This is a genomic window from Saccharibacillus sacchari DSM 19268, assembly GCF_000585395.1.
Taxonomy (GTDB): Bacteria; Bacillota; Bacilli; order Paenibacillales; family Paenibacillaceae; genus Saccharibacillus; species Saccharibacillus sacchari.
Genome location: NZ_KK073875.1, coordinates 721311 through 744807, shown reverse-complemented (window position 1 = coordinate 744807; position 23497 = coordinate 721311). Strand labels below are relative to the sequence as shown.

Genomic DNA, 23497 nt, shown 5'->3' with positions numbered 1-23497 from the left:
GGAAGTGGAAGAGTTTGTCACCGATTTCGTTCAGAGCGATACGACTTATATGGTACTGAAAAGCAAACGGAAACTGAGCGGGGAAGATTTGAACCGCGTTCAAGTCAAAATGTTGGCTTCTTCGAACGTTCCGCACGTGCTCGATCTGCACGTGCGCGAAGTGGATGCCGAGGCGGAACTGCATTATAACATCGGCGGCAAACGAATGTTGTCGACTTGCATGAGAACGGAAAAAATCACATTGGTCGAATATTATGCGCTGCTGCTGCAAATTGTTACGGCGCTTGAATACGGGATGACTTATATGCTGAATCCGAACGGATTTTTGCTTAAAGAGGACTATATGTTCGTGGAAGGGCCTTTGTCGGAAGGAACGGTTTATCTGACTTATCTGCCATTGAACAAATCAGTTGAGCTTGCGCCGAGCCGGGAACGGATCGGCGGACTTGCGGCACGTTGGATGGCTTCCGTAGACGATTTGCGAGGAAGCGGAGTGCAACGTATTTTGCAAATGTGCGAGCAATCTTCGTTTTCGCTGCAATCTTTGAAGAATCTGTTGATCGGTCTGTTGGCCGGGAGCGGTAAGCAACCCACGGGGGGCTTGGCTGCGGCAGGTGCGGCGGCTCCCAAGCCGTTTGCGCCAATGGGAGACTATAGAGACATGCAAGGAGCGCGAGGCTCTCATAACAACGGCAATGGTTACGGCAGTTCTACGCCACAAGCCAGCTGGTCGGAAGAAAATACATATGGAGCATTCTCTGCCGCATCAAGCGGAGGCGCTGCTTACGGGGATCCGGCTTCGGCTTTTCCGATGAATCATCCTAACGCCATGCAGCACCAACAAGCTATTCCGGCTGGTAAAGTCCGTGCTCAAGCGCCTGCTGCACAATGGGGATCGGAATCGATGGCTGAAGCTTCGGCCGTAGAGGAAGATGAGGCTGCCGGGCGTCGTGGTCTATTCGGCGGCAGCCGCCGAAGCAGTAAAGATAAAGCGCGGTCAACGGAAAAACATTCGGGAAGTGACTTACAATCTGAAGATGCTGTCGAAGACAATAAAAATGGACGTCTGGTCGTTCCGTTGATCTGTGTCATGCTGCTGGCTGTTTTGTGGAAATTTTTATATTTGGATAGTCCCGCAACTTTTACTTTATTGATTTGCGTAGTAGCGACGCCTATTCTTCTCGTATTTGCGTATCTCGGTTGGGCGCGCAAATTGAAATTCGGTAAACGTGATGCAGATCGCATGCAGGAGGAAGAGGAAGCAGCGGCACTTTCCTCTTCATGGAAGGAAACGCGAGGAACTTCGGGTCATCGGGTATTCTATGGGCAGCAGGAAAGCGGGACTGTTCCGGCCGCCAACAAAAACGTTGCCGGGGAACGGAATGCCCCGGGAGACTCAGGCAATGAAAGATTTCAGCTTCCGGATTTCCTCAAGCCTTCGCAGCCTTATGGAGGGCCTCGGGGCGAGGACGGATACTCCGAAGGTCATGTATCGCCGAATGAATTTACTCCCTCGCATTCTGCGGTTCCAAGAACAGGAATGCTGGTTCCTCCGGCTTCTCAGCCAACCGTCATGTTGGACGGAGGACGCGGAGCAGGTCATCCAGGCAGTCCTTCCGGCGCCTCTCAGTACCGATTGGAACGGCTGGAGAATGGTTCATTGCCTAAAAGCATTGTTTTGCCGGTTGGAAGCTTTACCATCGGTCGTTCGGAGGAGATCTCCCAGCATGTCGAAACAGTAGCAGGAATATCGCGGGCTCATGTCGAGCTGGAGCTTACGGGCTCACATTGCACGATTAAAGATATCGGTTCGCGCAACGGTACGATTCTGAACAGCGAAGCGTTGACGCCGTATAAAAGTTACGATTTGAACGAGGGGGATACGTTTAAAATTGCCGGGATTTCTTACACCTTAAAATGTAGTTAGCTATTTTTGATTAATCGTATACTCAACAGCCGGAAGCACCGCTGACGTAGAGGAGACTCTAATTACGCGATGTTTCTTTTTATTGGTTTTTAAGATCAGAGTTAATCCTCTATGTTTCCAAAGGAGCGTGAAGTCAAATGAAAAATAAGCATAAGAATCAACAGACGCGGAAAATAATCGCTATCTTGTTGGTGATATCGCAACTTTTTATCGGCTGGTCATGGATCGGCGTACAAACGGCTCAAGCAGCCCCGAATTATGCTTGGGAGAAATATTCTTTAATACAAAAACCTCAGTTTCAATTAAAAGAGGACTGGTCGCAGTATTCCAGTATACCGTCGCAATATGCTTACATCTCCGGTTACAGCTCATATACGTTTAACAAGGATACGGGAGTTATAGGCATAAGCGGTAACGCGGTCTCCTACTCAAATTCAGGGCCTTCGCAATACTGGAGTAACGGAGAAGGAACGACAGGACAAAGCGGATCTACTGAAGTGTATCAATTAGGAAATTATAATACTCTTATTAAACTTTCTAACTATTATGAACAAGCATCCGGAAATGAAAACTATACGCATTTTGGAAACAGAAAGAATGGCTATATGTCTGTAGAAGCTTCTCCTATAAAAGTGAAAGGCGTTTTGCTTGGCATCGTCTCGGGTTCCGCTCCTGCTGCTTATCCTAACAACGGGGAAAAAGACGGTTATTGGTACGTCTATAAAGGTCTGAATAACGCGCCTGCGGCTACGCTATCCAATTCAGACATTGAAGTATCCGCAACGTCTGAGGTTTTGATGCTTGAAGGAACCTTGACGGATCAAGATCATGAAAATGTAACAGTGAGTGCGACAATTGACGGTGTGGAGAAATCAACAACGCTTGTCGGTACAAGTGCGCCTCGCGCCTGGACTCTATCATGGAACCCGGCTGAAATCAGAGACGGATCTTATGATTCGATTTTGATTACGGTAACGGATGCCCGCGGGGGTTCAAACAGTTACCCGTACACAGGGGTCATCACCGTGGATAGAACATTGCCTACTGCGCCAACGATTTCGGTTACTCCGACTTTTTGGTCGAACGGTTCTGTACGTGTCGAGATCGAAAACGGCAAGGACGACAATTTCAAAGCTACCTATTATTCAACAGATGGAGGTTCTACATTCTCGAAGTACGCGGCTCCTTTTGAAATAACAAAAGAAGGCACGACCTCTATTGCGGCTTACTCCGAGGACGCTATCGGAAATAAGGGACCGAAGGCGACGAGTGAAGCTCGTATCGTGCGTACGGCTCCGACAACGCCTACATTAACGTTGGAAAACTTGAATTGGACAAACGAAGATATTTCTTTTTTAATTTCAAATTCCTCTTCGGCGGCTCCTTTGGAATATGAGTACAAAATAGGGGAAGGGGACTATGAAACTGGCTCCGCGGGTAACATATCGGGTACGGGGAATTATCTGATTACGGCGCGAGCTCGCGATGCGGCAGGCTTGCTAAGCGAAGAAGTAACCGGGGTTGCGCGCATTGATCGGGAGCCTTCGGAAATTCAATTGTCGGAAAACGGAAAAGACTGGTCTTCGGATACGATTTCCGTCGAAGTGAGTGCGAGAGACGAGCATTCGGGAATCAAGACGATCGAATATGCAGTAACACAAACCGAAGACGAACCGGATTCATGGTCCGCGATACCCGATGATCGTCGTATCAGCATAGAAGATGAAGGCATTTGGTACTTGCATGTAAGAGTGTTCGATCTGGCGGGTAACCAGGCGTTGTTTACGTCCGAACCTTATAAAATCCAGATGCCGCCGCGGTCGCCGACGTCCGAGTTTTTGACCGTCACGCCGAAAAATAATACGGAAGTCGAACTGGAATGGCAAGGACCGAGTACATCGGTAACCGACGGATATGCGTATACGGTTCGCAATACGGATACCCGTGCGGAATATTCGGTCGCATACCCGGAGCTTAAAATTACGGATCATGCAGCTCTTGATGGAACACCAAACCACTATGAGTTAGTCGTGCGCAACCATGTCGGTTCGGTTAAGACCACGGCTTCCGCGTTGACCTATCCGGGAACGCCGGCAAACCTGCAAGTTCAAGCGATAAATGCTACAGGTGAAAATATGTCTTTGGTTTGGGATGAGGTTGTAGGCGCGGATGCTTATAACGTGGTCGTACGCTCATCATTGGGAGGTGGAATCGTATTCTCGGATCGGGCAATTGATCCTGAGGTACGCGTAACAGGATTGTCGCCGGGCACAAAGTACATAACAGAAATTTCAGCCTTGAACGCAACAGGCGAAGGTGCATCGTCTTCGATCGGCTTTTTGACGTTGCCGGATCGGCCAGGACGCTTTCATTCGATCTTTACCGGGAATGATACGATTACCTTGGATTGGTCACCTGTTGAATCCGCATTGTCATACATGCTGTACGGACATAATAAAGAAGCGTTGAGCGTAACGGAGACGACATATACGGATTCCGGTTTGGAAGCTGGCACTGATTACAGTTACTCGCTTGCAGCCGTAAATGAGACTGGTGAAGGCGAGCAGGCAGATCAATTGCAAATTCGAACGCTTCCTGCGAAAGACGAAACGTTGAGGCTTGTAGATGTGTCCTCCACATCTTTGACCGCAGAGTGGTCGGGAGTCAAAAATGCCGAGACGTACGAAGTCCAGCTTTTATCCGGAAGCGATCGGCTGGATACGGTTGAAGTTTCGGATAGGTCCGCATCTTTTGCGCAATTGATTCCCGGCAGAACATATACAGTAAAATTAACGCCGATAAATGAAAGCGGAAGCGGCGAATCTACGCTGCGGACCACAACGACTGTTCCCGATCAAATGCCGGAAACGACAGCAGTAAACGTTTCGGAAACAAGCGCTACATTCGATTATGCATTTTTGGACGGGGCTACCCATTATAAATTCACGGTGAACGGAGAGACGTATGTTACGGCTGCGTCCCCGTATACGCTATCTGCATTGCAAGGCAGCAGCCGGTACCTCGTGCAAATACAAGCAGGTAATGCACAAGGGTACGGAAAGGCAACGACAGTCGAATTTTTAACTAAACCGAAAGCGCCGACAGGCCTGAATAGCGTAAATATCACGGAAAATTCGGTAACCGTGGGATGGAATCAAGACGATAGCGCAACAGGATATAAGGTGCGAGGGGAAAATGGCGAGTATGAGGCGCAAGGGACGACGTATACATTCACAAATTTAGAGCCCGGGAAAGTATATACGCTGTATGCCAAAACGATCAATGCTTCGGGCGAGGGAGAATATGCATCTCTTCTCGTCATGACCAAGCCGGAAGCTCCTTCAGTCAATGTAAAGACAATGACGCCAGCGACGGCTGTTTTGGAATGGGAATCGATTACGGGAGCTGACCATTACGAAGTCGTGTCCGATGACGAATCCGAGATGTATTATTCAGGCATTGATTCGGCAACCGAGCTTCAAGGCTTGGAGGACGGGAAAAGATACTATCTTCGCGCTTATGCAGTCAATGCGCATGGTCTTCGTTCCGAGCCGACCGTATTTACAGTGGTGACTCGTGTTGCCGATTTGATCGGCTTGGCGCCTATGGCTGTGGCTTCCGATGAAATTACAGTCAAATTACCGGATACGAACAAAGAAGTTTCGGAATATATCGTGCGGCGAAACGGAGAAACAATCACTTCAATACCGTTCGCGCATAAAGAGTTTTCCGACAAAGAAGTTAAGCCGAACACGTCTTATGCGTACGATTTCGTTCCGGTAAATGAAGCAGGAGAAGGTAGCCCTATAAGGTTTGAGGTTATTACGCCATCGCTTTCCGTATCGACAGATTCGTTGAATATCAAAGTTTCGGATACTTCGTTTGAAATTGAATTCAAAGAATCGGAAGGCGCAAAAGCCTACATCGTTTATGAAGACGGAATAGAGGTTGTGCGCGGAACAACTTCTCCGATTAAAGTCGAAGATTTAAATCCGGGTACGAAGCATTACTATACGCTTATTGCAGATAATGATTCCGGGTACTTGTCGAAACCTGCAGAATTTGAAGTGATACTGCTGCCAGCGAACTTGACGGAGAAGTTAGTAACCTGGATTTCCGATGCTGGGTCAGTAAGTTTAATCTTCAACGGCGGAGTACCGAAGGGGACGACTTACCTGATTAAAGACCGAGTCGGCAAAATAGTGGGCGAAGTCCAAGAAGGCGAAAGTACGTATAAGTTGGTTCCGCTTCGGGCAAGCACTTTATATACGTACACGATTGTGGCAAAAAATGAAGTCGGAGAAAGTTTAGGCGGTCTGGTGTTGAACGTTGAAACGCAGCCGCTACCGCCTAAAGGGGGGCAGCTTTCTGAGAACTTATCGGATCGGAACGCAGAAGGGCCTATTGCAGAAATGACGAAGGAAAAGCCTCAAGTATCAGCGAATCCTGTAGTTGCGCAGTCCGTAACAACAACTGTTCGGTTTATGGATACCGCATCTTCTTTTGCGAGCGCAGAAATCAACATGTTAGCGGATCAAGGAGTAATCAAGGGCATTACAGCTGATCGTTTTGAGCCGACACAGGCTATTACGCGTATGGAATTTGCAGCTTTAGTTGTTCGTGCGCTTCAACTGACGCCGGAAAAAGCCATAGCGCTTCCGTATCAAGACATCGAGAAATCAGCTTGGTATACGCGTGAGTTACAAATCGCGGTTTCGAAAGAAATCGCACAAGGTTTTAGTGAAAAGGAGTTTGGCCCGAATCGCAAGATTAATCGAGAGCAGGCAACGCGCATGTTGGTAAACGCAAAATACGGGAATCAGCCGCCGATTTCAAATGCCGCAATCCTTTTGGATTTGTCGGATGTATCGCTCTGGGCACGTTCGGCTGTAGAGAAAGCCGTATTTGAAGGTCTGGTCCAAGGATATCCCGACGGTACATTCAAGCCGGCTGCGGATATGACACGAGCAGAAGCGGCCATGATGATTTATCGCTTAATAAACGAATAAACAAAAAAAAGTTGAAGGAGCAATTGACACCCAAGTTTTGAACACGCCATAACAATAAAAGAGCCGATTCGGAAAAGACGAATCAGGCTCTTTCGCTTGGAATCGCGATCAAAGTAGACAATAGGAGAATATGGGGTTCAATTGCGCGGAAGCGAACATGAGGCAGCCGGAAAACTCTGGTAGAAACCGCGAATTGATCGGTTTCCTCAATATCACTGTCCTTCCAAAGCCCGAATCGCCTGTTCCGCATCCGTATAAGCAAACTCGAACCCCGCGCGCTCCGCCGCAGTCGGCACCACATGCTGGCCGCCCAACACCATCAACGACATTTCGCCGAGCGCGGCTTTCATCAGCGGAGACGGAACCGGAAACCAATGCGGGCGATGAATGACGCGCCCGATCGTCCGGCCCAACTCATCTTGTCTGACCGCGTTGGGAGCAACGGCATTTACCGGGCCTTCGATCTGCGGACGGCTTAGGCAGAACTCGAACAGGGCGGTCAGATCGTCGATATGAATCCAGGACATCCACTGTTTTCCGCTGCCTAGGCGTCCTCCGCCCATCAGTTTATAAGGAAGTTTCAGAACCGGATATACGCCTGCTTCTTGCCCCATGACTAACCCGATTCGCATTTTGACGACTCTGATTTCCGGCATGCGTTCGATGTCGTTCGCCGAACCTTCCCATTTTACGGATAAACGAGAAGGGAAGTCCTGTCCGCCTGCCGGCGCGGTTTCGTCAAACACCTTCGTCTCATCCGTTCCATAGATCCCGATTGCGGACGCTTGGATAAACACGGACGGCGACTGCTCCAATCCCCGAAGCGCTTCGGTTAATTTTCGCGTCGCTTCCAATCGGGAACGTTCCATTTCTGCTTTGGATTTTTCCGTCCAGCGTTGACTGAGCGACGAGCCCGCTAGGTTGACGATGCCGTCGCATCCGTTAAGGCGCATAGGGTCTTGAGCGATTTCGTCCCAGGTTAGCGTCGCCGAACCCGAGTTATCGGCTTGCTCTGCTTTTTTTCGTGAAATGACGATGACTTCGTGTCCCGATCCAATCAGTCTTTCCGTTAATTTCCGTCCGATGAATCCTGTTCCTCCGCTGATCGCGATCTTCATGTTTGACCTCCCTATGTGCCTGTTTCTACTATTATTAAACGCCGTTCGCCTTCGGAATACAAATCAATGATAAATGCGTGCTGTACTTAATGCTTATTCATGGATTTTTTGCCCGCTTCACGTTAGAATGAAACAAGGTTTGGACGGTTATTGTTGTTATTCGGCAGCGACCGCAGACAAAGAGGAGGATGAACCATGCTTAAAATCGGCTCCCACGTGTCCTTTTCGGATAAGGGACTGGTGAGCGCGGCGAACGAAGCGAATAGCTACGGATCGACGTCGTTCATGATATATACCGGGGCTCCGCAGAATACGCGGCGCAAGCCTATCGAGACGATGAATATCGAAGAAGGCCGCCAGTTGATGGAGAAAAACGGCGTGCCCGAGATCGTGGTGCATGCGCCGTATATCGTCAATCTGGGCTCGTACAAAGACGCGACGTATGAGCTGGGCGTCAGCTTTTTGCAGGAAGAAATTCGTCGCACGCATGCGATCGGAACGAAGCAAATCGTGCTGCATCCCGGCGCGTTTACGGATAAAGACGTCGAGTACGGCATCGAACGGATCGCGGCGGGCCTGACTGAAGTGTTAAAAGGCGTCGCGGAAACGGACGTCAATATCGCGCTCGAAACGATGGCGGGCAAAGGCACGGAAGTCGGCCGCTCGTTCGAGGAACTGGCAAGGATCATTGACAAAGTTCCGGACAACGGCCGTTTGAGCATCTGCATGGATACGTGCCATATTCACGACGCGGGCTACGACGTTGCGGGCGACTTCGACGGCGTGCTGAAGCAGTTCGACGATATCGTGGGCTTGGACCGTCTTGCCGTGATGCATATTAATGATAGTAAAAATCCGTCCGGAGCGAAAAAAGACCGTCATACGCCGATCGGCGCGGGCTTTATCGGTTTTGACGCGATCAATAAGGTCGTAAATCATTCGTCGCTGAGCCATCTTCCGTTCATTTTGGAAACGCCGTGGATCGGTAAGGATGTCAAAACGCAGCGTCCGATGTACGAAGTCGAGATCGCGCTTCTGCGCGGCAACGTAGGTGAGCGTTTTGGTGCAGGCTTCGCGGAAGACGTCGAGAAGCTGCACGCGTTCTTCGCATCGCAAGGAATCGATCCCCGCGCTTTCACGTTGGATGTATGGTCGGTGCTGAAAAATGATGCTAAGGCTAAAAAAGCCGATCCTCGCGAGCCGCTTGACCGTTTATACGATTTGGCCGCGGAAGCGGCAGTTCTGCCTAACGCGTCCGAGGAAGACCTGAACAAACGTTTGATCGGCGTGCTGGCAGGCAAGGAAGCGTTGACCCGTTTTTAATTTTTAGGCGCATAAGCGTCGTTACCAGATCTAAGGGGGATTCAAGAATCATGGAGCTTCATATCAAAACTGCGGGTTCCGCAGGTCAGCAGCAGCCGGAAAACCGGGCGCGCATGCTTATTTCATGTCCGGACGGTCCGGGAATCGTGTCGGCCGTCTCTCGTTTCTTGTTCGATCACGGAGCGAATATCGTACAGTCGGACCAATATACGATGGACCCGGACGGCGGCATGTTCTTCATGCGGGTCGAGTTCGATCTGGAAGGACTGACGGAAAAGCAATCGAAGCTGGAAGCGGACTTCGAAGAGATCGCGCAGCGTTTTTCGATGGATTGGAAAATCTATCGCGCGGCCAAAAAGAAAAAATTGGCGATTTTCGTCTCCAAAGAAGACCACTGCCTGGTGGAGCTGCTGTGGCAATGGCAAGCGGGCGATCTGGACGCGGAAATCGCGGTCGTCGTCAGCAATCACCCTGATATGCGCGAATACGTGGAGTCTTTCGGTATCGAATATCGTCATATTCCGGTCACGAAAGACAACAAACCGGAAGCGGAGCGCCAGCAGTTGGAAGCGGTCGGCGACGATATCGATCTCATCGTATTGGCGCGCTATATGCAGATCGTCTCGCCTTATTTCATCGAAAACTATCGCAACCGCATCATCAACATCCATCACTCGTTCCTGCCGGCGTTCGTCGGCGGCAAGCCGTATGCGCAAGCGTACGATCGCGGCGTGAAAATTATCGGCGCGACGGCTCACTACGTGACGGAAGAGCTGGACGGAGGCCCGATCATCGAGCAAGACGTGCAGCGCGTCAGTCATCGCGACGACGTGCCTGAACTCAAGCGGATCGGCCGCACGATCGAACGGGTCGTATTGGCGCGTGCCGTCAAATGGCATGCGGAAGACCGCATTTTGGTGCATCACAACAAAACGGTCGTTTTTAATTAAGACAAAACCGTAAACTATTGTTTTCGTAACAAAAAGCTGCTGAAAGTCGTCTTTAATAAGGGGAAGTCTCAGCAGCCGATTCCATATCATCTTGCAGCCGCAAGGCGCATAAGGACGGCCTGTTGAGCGATCAACAGGCCGCTGTCGTTGCTGGGGTTGTAAAATTTAGCTATTTATGGCGTGCATGCGCTCTGAAGGCTTACAAGGCGAAAGGAGAATATTATGTTTGCATGGACGAAACGAGCAGCCAAAAGTTGCATGGCGCTGCTGCTTCCGCTTGCTCTGATCATGGCCTTATTGCCGATCCTGCCTGCGGAAACGAGTGCGGCAGCCGCCGAAGGCGGTCTCAAAGTAACCACCGAATTCGGTTACGGAGGGAAGATTAACGACGGTCGATGGAATCCGCTTAAAGTGACGTTGACCAGCGACCGGGACTTATCGGGTGACCTTGTGGTGCAGGTCGCGCCTCAAAACGGAATGAGCGAAAGTACATACGTGCGCCGCGTCGAGCTTCCGGCCGGCACGGCCAAAGAAGTGACGCTGGCTATTCCGGGCGGTTCGTATTCCCGGAATACGAGCATGGTCCGGTTTTATTCCGGCTCGGTGGAAAAAGGGGATTCGCTGCCTTTCCGCGAAGGCCGTTCTTACCTTTCGAGTTCCAGTCAATACGGAGGCTTGGTAGGCGTACTGGCTTCCGATCCCGACACGATGAATTTCCTGAACCTGCTTCAAGGCAGAGGACAACAGGTGAGCATCGTCCCGCTCGACGCGGCCGATATCGGCGACGATGCGATGCTTCTTGACGGTCTTGACGTATTGGTCATGAACGATTTCGCTTCGGACACGCTGAGCGAAGAGCAAAATAACGCGATTCGGACCTGGGTAGAGCGCGGCGGCACGCTTGTATTCGGCGGCGGCGCGGGATATGCCAAAACGGTCGGCGCGTTGGCTGATCTGTCGCCGGCGGAAGCATCGGGAGGAACGGTATCGGTATCCGCGGCACCGCTGGCTTCCGGAGGCGGAGGCAAAGCGCTGCCTGCCGGTACGTCGCTGACGGCGACGCAAGCTTCCGCCAAGCCGGAAGCCGACGTGCGTTACGACAACGACGGTATTCCGTTAATCGCTTCAATATCGGCCCAAGCCGGCCGAGTCTGGTATTCGGCTTACGATCTTGCGCTTGAACCGTTGTCTTCCTGGGCGGGCAGCGCGGATCTGTGGGGCGGCTTGCTGCAAGCCGATCTTCAGCCCGTGAACATGAACGGCGGCATGTACGGCAACTCTTATTACAACATGTCGTACATGCTCGATTATTTTCCGTCGCTGCACATGCCGAAGCTCAGCGGACTTGTATGGATGCTGCTGGTTTACGTGATCGTCGTAGCGCCGATCCTGTATCTGGTGCTGCGCAAGTTCGACAAGCGCGAATGGGCGTGGGTATTCATCCCGGTGGTGGCAATCATATCGAGCGCCGCAATCTACATGGCCGGTTCGTCGGATAAAACGAACGAGCTTGCGCATACGATCAGCTATGTGAAAATGGACGGCGAGGGCAAAGGAGTAAGAAGCAGCTCCACCGCTTTGTTCGTGCCGAATTCGGGCAGTTACACGGTCGATTTTCCGAAAGGAACGCAGGTATCGATGATGAGCACCGATGCCTGGATGGGCAATAACGGTCTGGTCAGCGGCGAATTGGGCAATTTCGTTCGCGAAGAACCTGACGCCACGCAGCTTCGCCTGGGCGATATGTCATACTGGTCCGTCGCCAAATTCGGCGTGGAAGAACCGGGCAGCATCGAAACGGGCCGGTTGGCCGCGAAACTTACGGCCGACGAAAAAGGCCAAGTCAGCGGCAGCGTGGTGAACGAGACGGACATGCCGCTCAGCGACGCCGCGATCATCGCCGGCGGCAAATTGTATAAGCTGGGCACTTTGGAGCCGGGCGGATCGGCGTCGCTCGGAAATTCGGTCACATTGTCTTCCGGTTACTACGATATCGGAAGCTATCTGTTCCCGTCGCAAAGTTCGGCGAACGATCCGTATATCCGTCAACGCTCGATGACGCAAAACATTCAAGCGGGCAGCGCGGTCAACGGCGATGCCGGGATCGAAAATGCCTTCCTGATCGCTTTCGCGGAAAATTCGGACGATACGTTGGATGTCGGCGGCAAGTCGATCAGCAACGACCGGATCAGCATGTACACGCAGCCTGTGTCGGTAGATCTGGTACAAAACGGCGAGATCAATATCCCTTACGGTTACGTGGGCGGTTCGGTCATCCATACGAATACGACGCAGGTCAGCGATGACGGCATGGGACGGCTTAGCGCTTCGCCGGGCACGATGACGATCGGCTTTACGCTGCCGTCCGTCGGCGAGGTCGATTACACGCAGTTGGACGTGAATTTGCCGGACGGACGGACCCAGACTGCGACTTTCGAGCTGTGGAACGAAACTTCGGGCGATTGGGAACCGGTTGATTGGAAAGCGGGAGGCGTCTCCAACACTTACGATAATGCTGCGGATTACGTGAACGACGGCAATACGGTGCAAATCCGCGTTCGAGTGAACGAATGGACTACGATGGCGATGCCGCAAATCAAATTGAAAGGAGCGGTGCAGCCATGATTGAGATCAAGGACCTAAGCAAGCGCTATGGCAATTTTCAGGCGCTGGACAATATTAGCATGAACATTGACGCGGGTACGGTGTTCGGTTTCGTCGGTCCCAACGGGGCGGGCAAGTCGACGACGATGTCGATTCTGGCTACGCTGCTGCTGCCGGATTCCGGCATTGCCAAAGTCAGCGGCTTCGACGTGACTCGGCATCCCAAAGAAGTACGCCGCAGAATCGGATATATGCCGGACTTTTTCGGAGTGTACGACCGTTTCAAAACAGACGAATATCTTCATTTTTACGGAGCCAGTTACGGGATTGCGCGGGCCGAGCGTGAGAAGCTGATTCCTCAACTGCTCGAACTCGTCAATTTGTCGGACAAAAAAGAAGCTTACGTGGACGGTTTGTCCCGCGGGATGAAGCAGCGTCTGTGCCTGGCGAGAAGCCTCGTGCATGATCCCGAAGTTCTGATTCTCGACGAGCCGGCTTCGGGTCTGGACCCTCGGGCGCGGATCGAAATGCGCGAGATTCTCAAAGAACTGAAGCGGATGGGCAAAACGATCATCATCTCCTCGCATATTTTGCCGGAGCTTGCCGAGATGGTGGATCAGATCGGCGTGATCGAGCACGGCCGAATGGTTGCGCAAGGCAAAGTTTCCGATATCCAAAGCCGGATGCGGGTCAATCGGGTGCTGCATATTCGTACGCTGGGTCGTCAAGAAGAACTAGCGGAGCGTCTGCGGGACGAAGCGCACGTGAACCGGGTGCTGAGCGACGCGAACGGCATTCAGGTGCATTTTAGCGGACAAGACCTGGAGCAGATGCAATTGTTGCGGCGCGTGCTGGAGTGGGAATACGAAGTGGTATCGTTCAATGAAGCCCAGACCAATCTTGAGGACGTCTTCCTCGAAATCACGAAGGGAGGAGCGGCGACATGAAGATGAAAAACAAAATCGGCAGCGGAGGCAGTCTATGGATCAATCCGGTGCTGGATAAGGAGTTTCGGCTGCGGATGCGCACGCCGCGCTCGTTTATCGCTTTGCTGTCGTATGTGTTGATTTTGGGACTGCTTGCGATCGGGTTCATTTACGTCAGTATGGGGTTCCAAGGTCAACAGACGGGGATGCGATTCGATCCTTCGGTCAGCCGGATTCTGTTCTACGTCCTGAGTATTGCGCAGCTTGTGCTGATCGCCTTCATGACGCCGGCCTTGACTGCGGGCGTCATCAGCGGCGAGCGGGAAAAGCAGACGCTTAACATTCTGCTGACGACCCAGCAAAGCTCGTCCGCGATCGTATTGAGCAAATTGGCTTCGTCGCTGGCGTTCATGGTGCTGATCGTGCTGGCGACTTTGCCGGTGTACAGTATCGTATTTTTATACGGAGGGATTTCGCCTTCGCAATTGATGTTGGTATTCTTGTTCTATCTGTTTACGATGCTGCTGCTGGGCGCGATCGGCATCATGTGCTCGACGTTGTTCAAACGGACGATTATGGCGGTCATTATGACTTACGGCATCACTCTGGTGATCTTCGTTGTCACGGGCGTCGCTTACCTGCTGCTGTACGCGGTCGTTCAGCAATCCTATTATAGCGGCTCGGTGCCTCCCAAATACTCATGGGTCGGATTCATTTTGGGACTCAATCCGGTAGGGGCATTGATCAGTATTTTCGAACCTAACATTTCCAAGCAAGCCTTTCTCGTGAACAGCGGGAATTTGCAAGACGATGCGCCGATTACGCTCTGGCTTCAATTCCTGTTGGTTTACGCCGTCGCAATCGTTGCAGCCCTGTGGGTAGCGATTCGCCGTATTCGTCCGGTGCGCCGCAACCGGCATACGGATGATTCGGACCACGCTGCAAATGCCGGAGACAACGGAGTTTCGGAAGGCGAAGTAGCGGAAATGAAGCCGGCGCAGACACCCCAAAAATGATCGTGAAGGAATCAGACGGATAACGGGAAGGAGAGGGGAATCGATATGGAGAACATCATGACTTCGATCCGTTCGGTACGGCGCAGGCTACAAATATTCAAAGCAGGATCTTTTGCATTGCGCGGTCTGGCCGTAGGTCTGACTGCTGCTCTGATCCTGATTGGAGTGGCGTATCTGATCCCGATCCCGTATGCCGCGATATGGGCACTGGCTTGTGCACTTTTGGGAACGGCGTCGGGAGCAGCGGCGGCCTTCCTGAAACCCGTTCGTCCGGAAGAAGCGGCTCGGGCGATGGACGCGGCAGATCCGGCGGAAGAACGTCGCGATCTGATGATGACGGCGTTGGAATTTAAGCAGCAGGAATCGACGGCGGCAAAATGGCAGCGGGCGCAGGCGGAAGCTTACGGACGCGAATTTGCGGCCAACCGAAAAGAGCGTCTGCCGTTTGTCTGGAAGTTTGGCAGGATGTCTGCGGCTTCTTCTGCGTTAGCGGTGGTCTGCGCCATCCTGCTTGTGTTACCGAATCCGATGGACCGGGAACTTCGCCAGCGTGCGGAGCAGCAAGCCATGATTAATGCGGAGCAGAAAAAGGCGGAAGCCTTGGCAAAAGAATTAAGCGAGGCTCCGATCGAACCGGAAGCGCGCGCGCCGTTGGCTGAAACGGCGTCCGACCTGGCTAAAGAGCTCGGGGATTCGAAGCGTGCCGAAGAAGCTTTGGACAAGATGGAAGAAGCGATGAAAAAGCTGGGGAGCCAAGCGGACGAAGCGGCTCGGCAGCAAAAGGAGTTGCAGGATTGGGGACGCCGCCTTGCCGCTCAGCAGGCTTTGCAGGAAGCGGCCAAGTCTACGCCGATGGATGCAGCGGAACGTGCGGAAGCGTTGAAAAACGCGATGTCCAAAATGTCCGAGCAGCAAAAGAAAGAACTGGCGAACGCGTTGAAAAATCTCGCCGAACGAGCGCCGCAAAGCGGCAAAGAAACGGCGGCTTTGCAGGAAGCGATCAAAAAAGCAGCAGAGGAATTGGCGGCTTCCGGGCAGTTGACGGATGAGCAAATCCAGGAACTGGCCGAGAAGCTTGCCGCGGCTGCCGCCGAATCCGGATCGCTCGGCGAACAAAGCGAACTAGCTTCCGCCGCCGCTGCGCAGCTTGCCCAAAGCGGGATGAATATGGCGGGCGAACTCGCGGCAGCAGGGATATCGGTATCCGATACCTGGGGCAGCGGAGGATCGGCCGAAGCGCTTGCGGATGCGGGTTCCGCAACCGGAGAAGGATCTTCCGGCGAAGGGGGTTCGGGCGAGGGCACAGAAGGAGAAGAAGGGGAGTCGGGTTCTTCCGGCAGCGGGGAAGGCTCCGGCTCGCAAGGTACGGCTTCCGGGCAAGGGTCGGGACAAGGTCAGGGCCAAGGAAATGGTCAAGGCTCGGGTTCGGGCAATGGTTCAGGCTCGGGTTCCGGAGGCAGCGGAAACGGGCAAGGCGGCAGCGGCGCCGGATGGGGAAGCGGCGGACGCGAATTGGTCACGACGCCTCGGGATTTGCAGGGCGAAGGCAATATCCAATCCGACAACGGCCCGTCCAGCGGCGGCGACAAACAGACCGGAGGCGTATCGCCTACGATTGACGGCGTGAGCCGCCCTTATGAAGAAGTGTACAGCGAGTATTCCGAACGGGCGAAGGATTCGATCGGCCGTAGCGATTTGCCGCAAAGCGTGCAAGGCTTGGTCGAGAGCTATTTTACCGAAATCCGGCCTGAGTCGTAATTGAACAACAATCGATCCGGCCCGCAAAGGGCTGTCAAAGGGGGAAAATCCATGCTGCAAGAAACCGATCGGATCGAGACCTGGAGAAAAACGATGGACGATGTGCGCGAGGAGATCGGTCAGGTCATCGTCGGACAAACGGAAACGGTCGAACAGATGTTATGGTGCGTATTCGCAGGAGGGCATGCACTGCTGGAAGGGATACCGGGATTGGGTAAAACGATGCTGGTCCGCGCGGCCGCGGATGCGCTCGATCTGCCTTTTTCGCGGATTCAATTCACGCCCGATCTCATGCCGAGCGATATTACGGGTACCGACGTGATTCATTTCGGAGGAGAAGGAGGCGTGTCCGGCGAGTTCCGCAAAGGCCCGTTGTTCGGCAGCATCGTACTGGCCGACGAAATTAACCGGGCTACGCCCAAAACGCAAAGCGCACTGCTTGAAGCCATGCAGGAAAAGACCGTAACCATCGGCGGAACGACGCACCGGCTTCCGGAGCCGTTTTTCGTACTGGCTACGCAGAACCCGCTCGAAAACGAAGGGACGTATCCGCTGCCGGAAGCGCAGTTGGACCGCTTTTTGCTCAAATTGGACGTGGATTACCCGTCGCCGGACGAGTTGAAAGAAATCATTCGGCGCACGACGTCTTCGGCTAACCGCCAAGCCGTTAAGCAAGCCGATGCGGCGGCGCTGCTGGATATCCAGCGCGGCGCCAAAGAAGTGCTGGTTGCCGAAGACGTACTGGATTACGCGGTTCGGCTGCTGATGATGACGCACCCGGATCAGGCGGCGTCGCCGGATTCCGTGAAAAGGTTTGTCCGCTTCGGTTCGGGACCTCGAGGCCTGCAAGCCATGATCGCCGTATCGAAAGTCCGCGCGATCGCGAAAGGCCGCATGCATGTCTCGACCGGCGATATTTTGGCGGCGGCCAAACCGGCGATGCGCCATCGTTTGCTGCTCAATTTCGAAGGGCAAGCCGAAGGCATTTCGCCCGATACCTTGGTTACGGATATCGTCGACCGTCTGGAGTCTTCAAGATGAAGCCGGAGGAGCTGCTGAGCGCAGACTGGATCGCGCGTTTGAACCGGTTGACCTTATCGACGGGTCAGCGCGTGCGCGGAACCCGGCAGGGCAGACGGCGTTCCCGGGAATTGGGAGCTTCGCTCGAATTTGCGGATTATCGCGAATACTCGCCCGGAGACGACGTGCGCCGATTCGATTGGAGCGTTTACGGACGGACAGGGCGGAAAGTGGTTCGGCAGTACTTGGACGAGCAGGAGCTTCAAGTCACCTTGTATCTGGATGTCTCGCAGTCGATGGCGTTCGCCGACGACGGAGAGCCGTCCAAACTGCTGCATGCGGCTAGGCTTGCGGCAAGCATCGGTTACATGACGCTCGCCGCATACGATCGGCTGGGCGTCTATCGGGTGGACGAGCGGATCGGCGACGGCATGCCGCTGCTGCGCGGTCGTCCCGCGACCCATCGCTTGCTGGAATTTCTGGCGGCTTCGGAAGCCGGAGGACGGGGCGACTTGGCCGAAGCGTTCAAAGACCGGTCCCGTTTGCCCAAACTGCCGGGCATGACTTGGATTTTCTCCGACTGCTGGACCGAACGCGGCGAAGAAGAGTTGGAAGAAGCCGTGGCGAGACTTCAGGCGGCCCGTCAGGAAGTCGTATTGGTTCAAGTGCTGACGCGGGGAGAGATCCAGCCGCGCCTGAGCGGGGACTTGAAGCTGATTGACGCGGAACTGGGAACGTTTAAAGAAGCGGCTTTGACCGGACGTTTGATCGAAGCCTACGAACAGGAGTTTACTGCGTATCGGGGGAGATTGGCGGAATTTTGCGCGCGGCGCGGCGTGGCTTACGTGCTGGCTCCCGTCGATGTGCCGCTGCGCGAAACGGTACTGGGAACGATGCGGGAATTGGGCTTGGTTCGTTAGAGGGAGGAGGTGCGAACGATGGGAATCGGTTCGTGGGCAGGACTGTGGTTTGCACTCGGCATTCCGTTGATCTTGATGATGTATTTGTTAAAACGGAAATTTATCGATACGCCGGTACCCAGTCATTTGTTATGGAGAAGGGTACTGGAAAATACGGAGGCGAATCGTCCCTGGCAAAAGCTGCGCAATCGTCTGCTGATGTGGTTGCAGATTTTGGCTGCGGCTTTGCTGGCTTTTGCGCTGATGCGTCCTTTTTTGTGGGCGGACGCGGGGACGGGCGGAACGTTGGTCGTGGTCGCCGACGTGTCGGCCAGCATGAGTGCCGTATCTGCTTTGGAACCGAACAACAGCGAAGCGAGTGCGGAGACGCGATTGGATGAACTCAAACGCGAAGTTTTAGCCGATACGCGGCAGGCGGACGGCGCATTGACGTTGATTCGCATGGGGGAAACTCCTCAAGTCGTCGCTTCGGCTGCGGATGATCGCGCTGCTTGGAATCGTGCCGTAGAGGAATTGGAAACCGACTATGCGCGTACTTCTTACCGCGAAGCGATCTCTTTGGCTTCGGCGGTAGCGGAAGGTCAGCAGGATGCGCGAATTATCGTCTATACGGATGGGCAATGGAGCGAACGGGTGGACGACTTGCCTGTATCCGTTCCGGTAGAGGTACGCCGGATCGGCGGAGAAAATTATCGCAATGCGTCGATTGAGCAGTTCGGCACGGAGGGTACTCGGGCAGTAGGCGTGGTGGCCAATACAGGAAATTCGGCGCTTGAAGTCGAAGTCGAATTATCGGGTGACGGGCGAGCGCAAGGCAATGAGACGTTAACCCTTCAACCGGGCGAGCGCCGGACGGTGACGTTTGATCAAGCAGAGGCCGCAGAGGTTTACAGGCTGAGCTTAACAGGGCAGTCGGATGATTATGCGGCTGACGACGATGCTTTTGCTTTCCCGGAAACGGGCGGTACGGTGAAAGTGCTGCTGTTATCGGACGGGAATCTATTTTTGGAAAAGGCGCTTCGTCTGTCCGGCGCAGAAGTGAGCCGGCTCGATTTGTCGGGAAATGTTCCGACTGCCGATGGGGATTCCGAAGCATCAGAGACCGAAAAGGATACGGGAACAACGGCAAGCAAAACGCCTCCTCTTCCCGAAGAACAGCCGGATATTGTCGTGGTTGAGGGGGAACTGCCTGCTGCTTTGCAAAGCGGAGCCTGGGGAGAACGGATCGGCAACGCCGCGCTTTGGAAGATCGGCGGGGAAGAAGCTTCTCGGCAGCCCGGCAATCGGCGCATAGAGCTGAACGCTCACCCGGTGACTCGTTATTTGTCTTTGAGCGAGCCGTACTTCGGACCTTTAACGGAAGGCAAGCCGGCCGGGCTTCAAACACTGGCAAGTATCGGCGGAAGTCCTGCCATTGCGGCGGGGACGGAAAACGGCCAGCGTACGCTTTGGTTCGGCTTCAATCTGCAAAGCGGAGATTTGCCGTTAAACAGCGAGTTTCCGGTGCTGGTCAGCAACGCGACAAGCTGGTTGTCCGGAGGCCGCGGAGGCGGGCTGGGCAGAGCGATTTCGGGAGCCGCAGTGGAGGTGCCGATCGCAACCGGGGCGGAGTCTGCGCTGTGGCGTCCGCTGCAAGGAGCTGCTTTTGAGATCAATAACGGGGCGGCTCAGGCAGTGAGCGAAAATCAGACTTCGGATTCGAGCGGAGATACGGGGCTTGCTTCGTCGCAGATTGCGCCAAGTATTCCGGGGTTGTATGCTTTTGAGCAAAGCGGGAACGGGTTGGACGACGCGCCGGTCTATCTGCTTGACGTTCGGGCAGACGCTTCCGAATCGGCTGCGCCGACAGCGGAGAATCCGGTATTTGCAGGTGCGGGAGCATCGGGTGAACCGGATGACGGGCTTCAGAGCGCAACTGCCGGAGATCATCGGAGCCGACTGCCGCTTACGATTCCGCTAGCCGCACTGATTGTTGTCATCATGTTGACGGAATGGGGGGTGTACCGACGTGGGCGTTCAATTTAATCATCCCTGGCTGTTACTCTTGCTGATTCCGTTGATCGCCTTCGCGGTTTTTGCTTTTCGAGGGCCGTCAAGAGTCTCGCTGTTCCGGCATCGAACGGCTGCTTCGCTGCGTACGTTGGCTTTGCTGCTGCTTGTACTGCTGCTCGCCGGGGTTCAACTGTACACCGTGCAGCGGCAGCACGAAGTCGTCTATGCCGTGGACCGTTCTTCAAGCGCGGATGACGGCGAGAAGGATCGGGAATGGATTTCTTCATCGTTGGAAAATAAAAACCAGCGCGACGATTATGCCATGATCTCGTTCGGACGGGACGCTTCTGCCGAGCAGACGTTCAGCAGCGAAGCTGCGCTGGGCGGACTGGATGCGGCTGTCGATCCGGATTACACCAATGTCCAACGCGCGCTTCAGTTGGCTTCGGGAATGTTGGGAAGCGGCGATCCGCGTATCGTGCTGATCAGCGACGGGGACGAAAACATCGGCAATATGCTGGAGACGGGGCGACTGCTCAAAAATCGCGGAATCACGGTAGACGTGTTGGAAAAGCCAAGCAATACGGAGCGCGATGCCGCGATCGATTCATTGTCTTTGCCGGGGAAATTATATCTGGGCGAAGCTTTTACCGTCGAGGCCAGGTTGCGGAGCACGTTCTCGGGCACGGGCGAAATTCGTCTATACGAAGACAATGTGGAAATTGGTTCGCAAACGGTACGCGTCGAGCGGGGAGAAAGCAGCGTATTGCTGCAAGGGCTTGCCAAAAGCTCCGGTCTGCACCGGTACCGGGCCGAGCTTAGTTTACCGGGGGATGAGCAGTCGGCGAATAACGCCGCATTTGCTTTTACGCGCGTATCCGGCAACCCGTCCGTGCTGGTCGTCGAGGGCAAACCGGATACGTCCGCCAATATTACCAATGCGTTAAACGCGGGATTGATCGATACGACGGTCATTGCGCCCGGACAGCTTCCTGCCGAACTGGCGGATTACGCGCAGTACGACAGCATTTTGTTCAACAACGTATCGGGCGATTCGTTGGGTCAATCCAAAATGGATGCGATCGAAACGGCGGTTCGCAGTTACGGGATCGGATTTATGATGAGCGGCGGCGATCAAAGTTTCGGACTCGGCGGATACTTCGATACGCCGATCGAGCAGGCGCTGCCGGTATCGATGGAGCTGGAAGGCAAACGCGAAATTCCCGAGCTGGGTCTGATTCTGGTCATTGACCGTTCGGGCAGCATGAGCGGCAGCAAGATCGAATTGGCCAAAGAAGCGGCGATGCGCACCGTCGAGCTGATGCGGGCGAAAGATACGGTCGGCGTCGTCGCGTTCGACGATGCGCCGTGGTGGGTCGTCGAGCCGCAAAAGTTGACGGACAAAGAATCGGTGCTGGAACAGATTCAGTCCATCCCGAGCGGCGGAGGGACGAATATTTATCCGGCTATGGCGTCCGCCGCGGAATATATGAAAGAAATCGACGCCCAGCGCAAGCATATCATTTTGCTGACGGACGGCCAGTCTGCCGGAGGCGGAAGCTATGAACAGCTGTTGTCCGATTTAGGCGAGGAAAACGTAACCGTATCGAGCGTGGCGGTGGGTTCCGATGCGGATCGGGGGTTGCTGCAACGCGTAGCGGATTTGGGAAAAGGCCGTTTCTACGACGTGCAGGACGAGACGACGCTTCCGGCGATCTTCAGCCGCGAAGCCGTATTGCTCGCTCGGACATACGTGGTCGACAAACCGTTCACGCCTGCTGTCGCCGATGCGGGAGATTGGGCGTCGCTGTTTGCGGAAGGTGTTCCGCAGATCAACGGGTACATCGCCACAAGCGCAAAACCTTCCGCGCAGACCGCGCTGGTCAGCCCGGAGCCCGACCCGCTGCTTGTCAGATGGCAATACGGTTCGGGGCGCACGGTGGCTTGGACCAGCGATTTGACGGGCGAATGGTCGGGGCCGTGGGTCTCTTGGGACAAATTCGCCAATGTTTTGACGCAAACCGTCAAATGGACATTCCCGCAGTTCAGCGCTTCTCCGTACCGGATCGAAACGTCGCTTGCCGAAGGCGGGACCGAATTAGTGGTGACGGCTGCGCAGGAAGATGCTTCGCCGCTGCCCGACGAGCTGATTGCTTCGGTAGGCGGAGACGGCGGCGAACAAGCCGAACCCGTGACGCTGGTGCAGACGTCGCCGGGACGGTATACGGGAATGCTTCCGGCCAGCGAGCCGGGGGCTTATCTGCTCAATCTGTCGCCGTCGGATAGCGGGAGCGAAAAAGGTAAAGATTCGGGCAGCGGATCGGATACGGGGGGGAGCCCCGATTCTGAGGATCCGGCAGGAGGAGCCGAATCCTCGGTCGAAGAGGGAGAAGCTCAGCCTGTCGCGGCGGCTTCGACCGGAACCGGTCTGGTCATTCCGTATTCGCCGGAATATCGGATCTCTTCCGCTTCGGACGAAGGTTCGGCGCGTCTGGCCGAATTGGCCGAACTGACAGGAGGACGCGTATTGTCCTGGGAAGATCCGGCGGCCGTTTATGCGCAGCCGGCCGCTCCGCATAAACAAATGCGGGATTGGACCTCGCTCTTGTTGGCCGTTGTTCTGGCCTTGTGGATCGCGGATATCGCGGTCCGCCGCTTGGCCGTCCCGTGGGGACGGGTTGCCGCATTCTTGGCGGCACCGTTCGCGGCGGCCGGCCGGCAGAGCTCCGGCGCCGCGCCTCGCGAAGCCGCTCCCGCGGAAGCAGGCGCACTTGAGCGCCTGTCCGCCGCCAAGCGGCGAAGCGCGGCTTTCCGCGGCGGCGAGAAACGCGCCGCCGAGGGCCCTGCCGCGCCTTCGCGGGGCGCGGCGGACCGGCCCGCGGAGCGGCCGGGCAAAGCTCCCCGCGCAGCAGGCGGGGAGCCCGGTCCCGCGGC

The 23497-nt window shown here is 54.5% G+C and carries 13 protein-coding genes; 12 read left to right on the top strand and 1 reads right to left on the bottom strand.

The genetic code is table 11. The features are described 5' to 3' along the window. Nucleotides 1-4: 4 nt before the first annotated feature. Both SACSAC_RS03275 and SACSAC_RS03270 read left to right on the top strand, forming a co-directional pair. Nucleotides 5-1927 (top strand): DUF6382 and FHA domain-containing protein, encoded by a 1923-nt coding sequence (locus tag SACSAC_RS03275; RefSeq protein WP_037283468.1) that lies wholly within the window; start codon nt 5-7, stop codon nt 1925-1927. A gap of 137 nt (nt 1928-2064) precedes the next feature. Continuing rightward, entirely contained in the window at nt 2065-6936 is a 4872-nt protein-coding gene (locus SACSAC_RS03270; RefSeq protein WP_037283465.1) for a fibronectin type III domain-containing protein, read from the top strand. 212 nt (nt 6937-7148) lie between these two features. Here the strand turns inward: SACSAC_RS03270 and SACSAC_RS03265 are convergent, their stop codons facing one another. Beyond that, nucleotides 7149-8054, bottom strand: coding sequence for a TIGR01777 family oxidoreductase (locus tag SACSAC_RS03265; RefSeq protein WP_037283463.1), 906 nt, complete (start codon nt 8052-8054; stop codon nt 7149-7151). 195 nt (nt 8055-8249) lie between these two features. Between SACSAC_RS03265 and SACSAC_RS03260 the strand changes: the two genes are divergently transcribed. The 10 genes from SACSAC_RS03260 to SACSAC_RS03215 all read left to right on the top strand — a co-directional run. Further along, nucleotides 8250-9377, top strand: coding sequence for a deoxyribonuclease IV (locus SACSAC_RS03260; protein ID WP_037283461.1), 1128 nt, complete (start codon nt 8250-8252; stop codon nt 9375-9377). A gap of 50 nt (nt 9378-9427) precedes the next feature. Further along, the gene (gene purU, locus SACSAC_RS03255; RefSeq protein WP_037283459.1) at nt 9428-10327 is read left to right on the top strand and encodes a formyltetrahydrofolate deformylase; all 900 of its coding nucleotides are present in this window, start codon (nt 9428-9430) and stop codon (nt 10325-10327) included. Between the two features lie 222 nt (nt 10328-10549). After that, a complete protein-coding gene (locus tag SACSAC_RS03250; protein WP_037283456.1) occupies nt 10550-12952 on the top strand; it encodes a type 1 glutamine amidotransferase family protein in 2403 nt (800 codons plus the stop codon). Then, nucleotides 12949-13878, top strand: a complete 930-nt coding sequence (locus SACSAC_RS03245; RefSeq protein ID WP_037283452.1) for an ABC transporter ATP-binding protein — start codon at nt 12949-12951, stop codon at nt 13876-13878. The genes SACSAC_RS03250 and SACSAC_RS03245 overlap by 4 nt, the downstream gene beginning before the upstream one ends. Then, nucleotides 13875-14873, top strand: a complete 999-nt coding sequence (locus tag SACSAC_RS03240) for an ABC transporter permease (RefSeq protein ID WP_051506821.1) — start codon at nt 13875-13877, stop codon at nt 14871-14873. The genes SACSAC_RS03245 and SACSAC_RS03240 overlap by 4 nt, the downstream gene beginning before the upstream one ends. Before the next feature lie 45 nt (nt 14874-14918). Continuing rightward, entirely contained in the window at nt 14919-16631 is a 1713-nt protein-coding gene (locus SACSAC_RS03235; protein ID WP_037283449.1) for a hypothetical protein, read from the top strand. A gap of 51 nt (nt 16632-16682) precedes the next feature. Next, nucleotides 16683-17672 (top strand): AAA family ATPase, encoded by a 990-nt coding sequence (locus tag SACSAC_RS03230; protein WP_037283445.1) that lies wholly within the window; start codon nt 16683-16685, stop codon nt 17670-17672. Beyond that, a complete protein-coding gene (locus SACSAC_RS03225) occupies nt 17669-18571 on the top strand; it encodes a DUF58 domain-containing protein (protein WP_037283442.1) in 903 nt (300 codons plus the stop codon). Before SACSAC_RS03230 ends, SACSAC_RS03225 begins: the two co-directional genes overlap by 4 nt. Before the next feature lie 18 nt (nt 18572-18589). Next, nucleotides 18590-20596, top strand: a complete 2007-nt coding sequence (locus tag SACSAC_RS03220; protein ID WP_037283439.1) for a vWA domain-containing protein — start codon at nt 18590-18592, stop codon at nt 20594-20596. Then, on the top strand, nt 20580-23497 hold a 2918-nt coding region (locus SACSAC_RS03215), incomplete at its 3' end, for a VWA domain-containing protein (RefSeq protein ID WP_051507451.1). The genes SACSAC_RS03220 and SACSAC_RS03215, both read left to right, overlap by 17 nt.

Bases quoted from the DNA above. Each gene is read 5' to 3' on its own strand.
- SACSAC_RS03270 (WP_037283465.1), top strand. From the start codon at position 2,065: ATGAAAAATAAGCATAAGAATCAACAGACGCGGAAAATAATCGCTATC.
- SACSAC_RS03265 (WP_037283463.1), bottom strand. From the start codon at position 8,054: ATGAAGATCGCGATCAGCGGAGGAACAGGATTCATCGGACGGAAATTA.
- SACSAC_RS03260 (WP_037283461.1), top strand. From the start codon at position 8,250: ATGCTTAAAATCGGCTCCCACGTGTCCTTTTCGGATAAGGGACTGGTG.
- purU (WP_037283459.1), top strand. From the start codon at position 9,428: ATGGAGCTTCATATCAAAACTGCGGGTTCCGCAGGTCAGCAGCAGCCG.
- SACSAC_RS03250 (WP_037283456.1), top strand. From the start codon at position 10,550: ATGTTTGCATGGACGAAACGAGCAGCCAAAAGTTGCATGGCGCTGCTG.
- SACSAC_RS03245 (WP_037283452.1), top strand. From the start codon at position 12,949: ATGATTGAGATCAAGGACCTAAGCAAGCGCTATGGCAATTTTCAGGCG.
- SACSAC_RS03240 (WP_051506821.1), top strand. From the start codon at position 13,875: ATGAAGATGAAAAACAAAATCGGCAGCGGAGGCAGTCTATGGATCAAT.
- SACSAC_RS03235 (WP_037283449.1), top strand. From the start codon at position 14,919: ATGGAGAACATCATGACTTCGATCCGTTCGGTACGGCGCAGGCTACAA.
- SACSAC_RS03230 (WP_037283445.1), top strand. From the start codon at position 16,683: ATGCTGCAAGAAACCGATCGGATCGAGACCTGGAGAAAAACGATGGAC.
- SACSAC_RS03225 (WP_037283442.1), top strand. From the start codon at position 17,669: ATGAAGCCGGAGGAGCTGCTGAGCGCAGACTGGATCGCGCGTTTGAAC.
- SACSAC_RS03220 (WP_037283439.1), top strand. From the start codon at position 18,590: ATGGGAATCGGTTCGTGGGCAGGACTGTGGTTTGCACTCGGCATTCCG.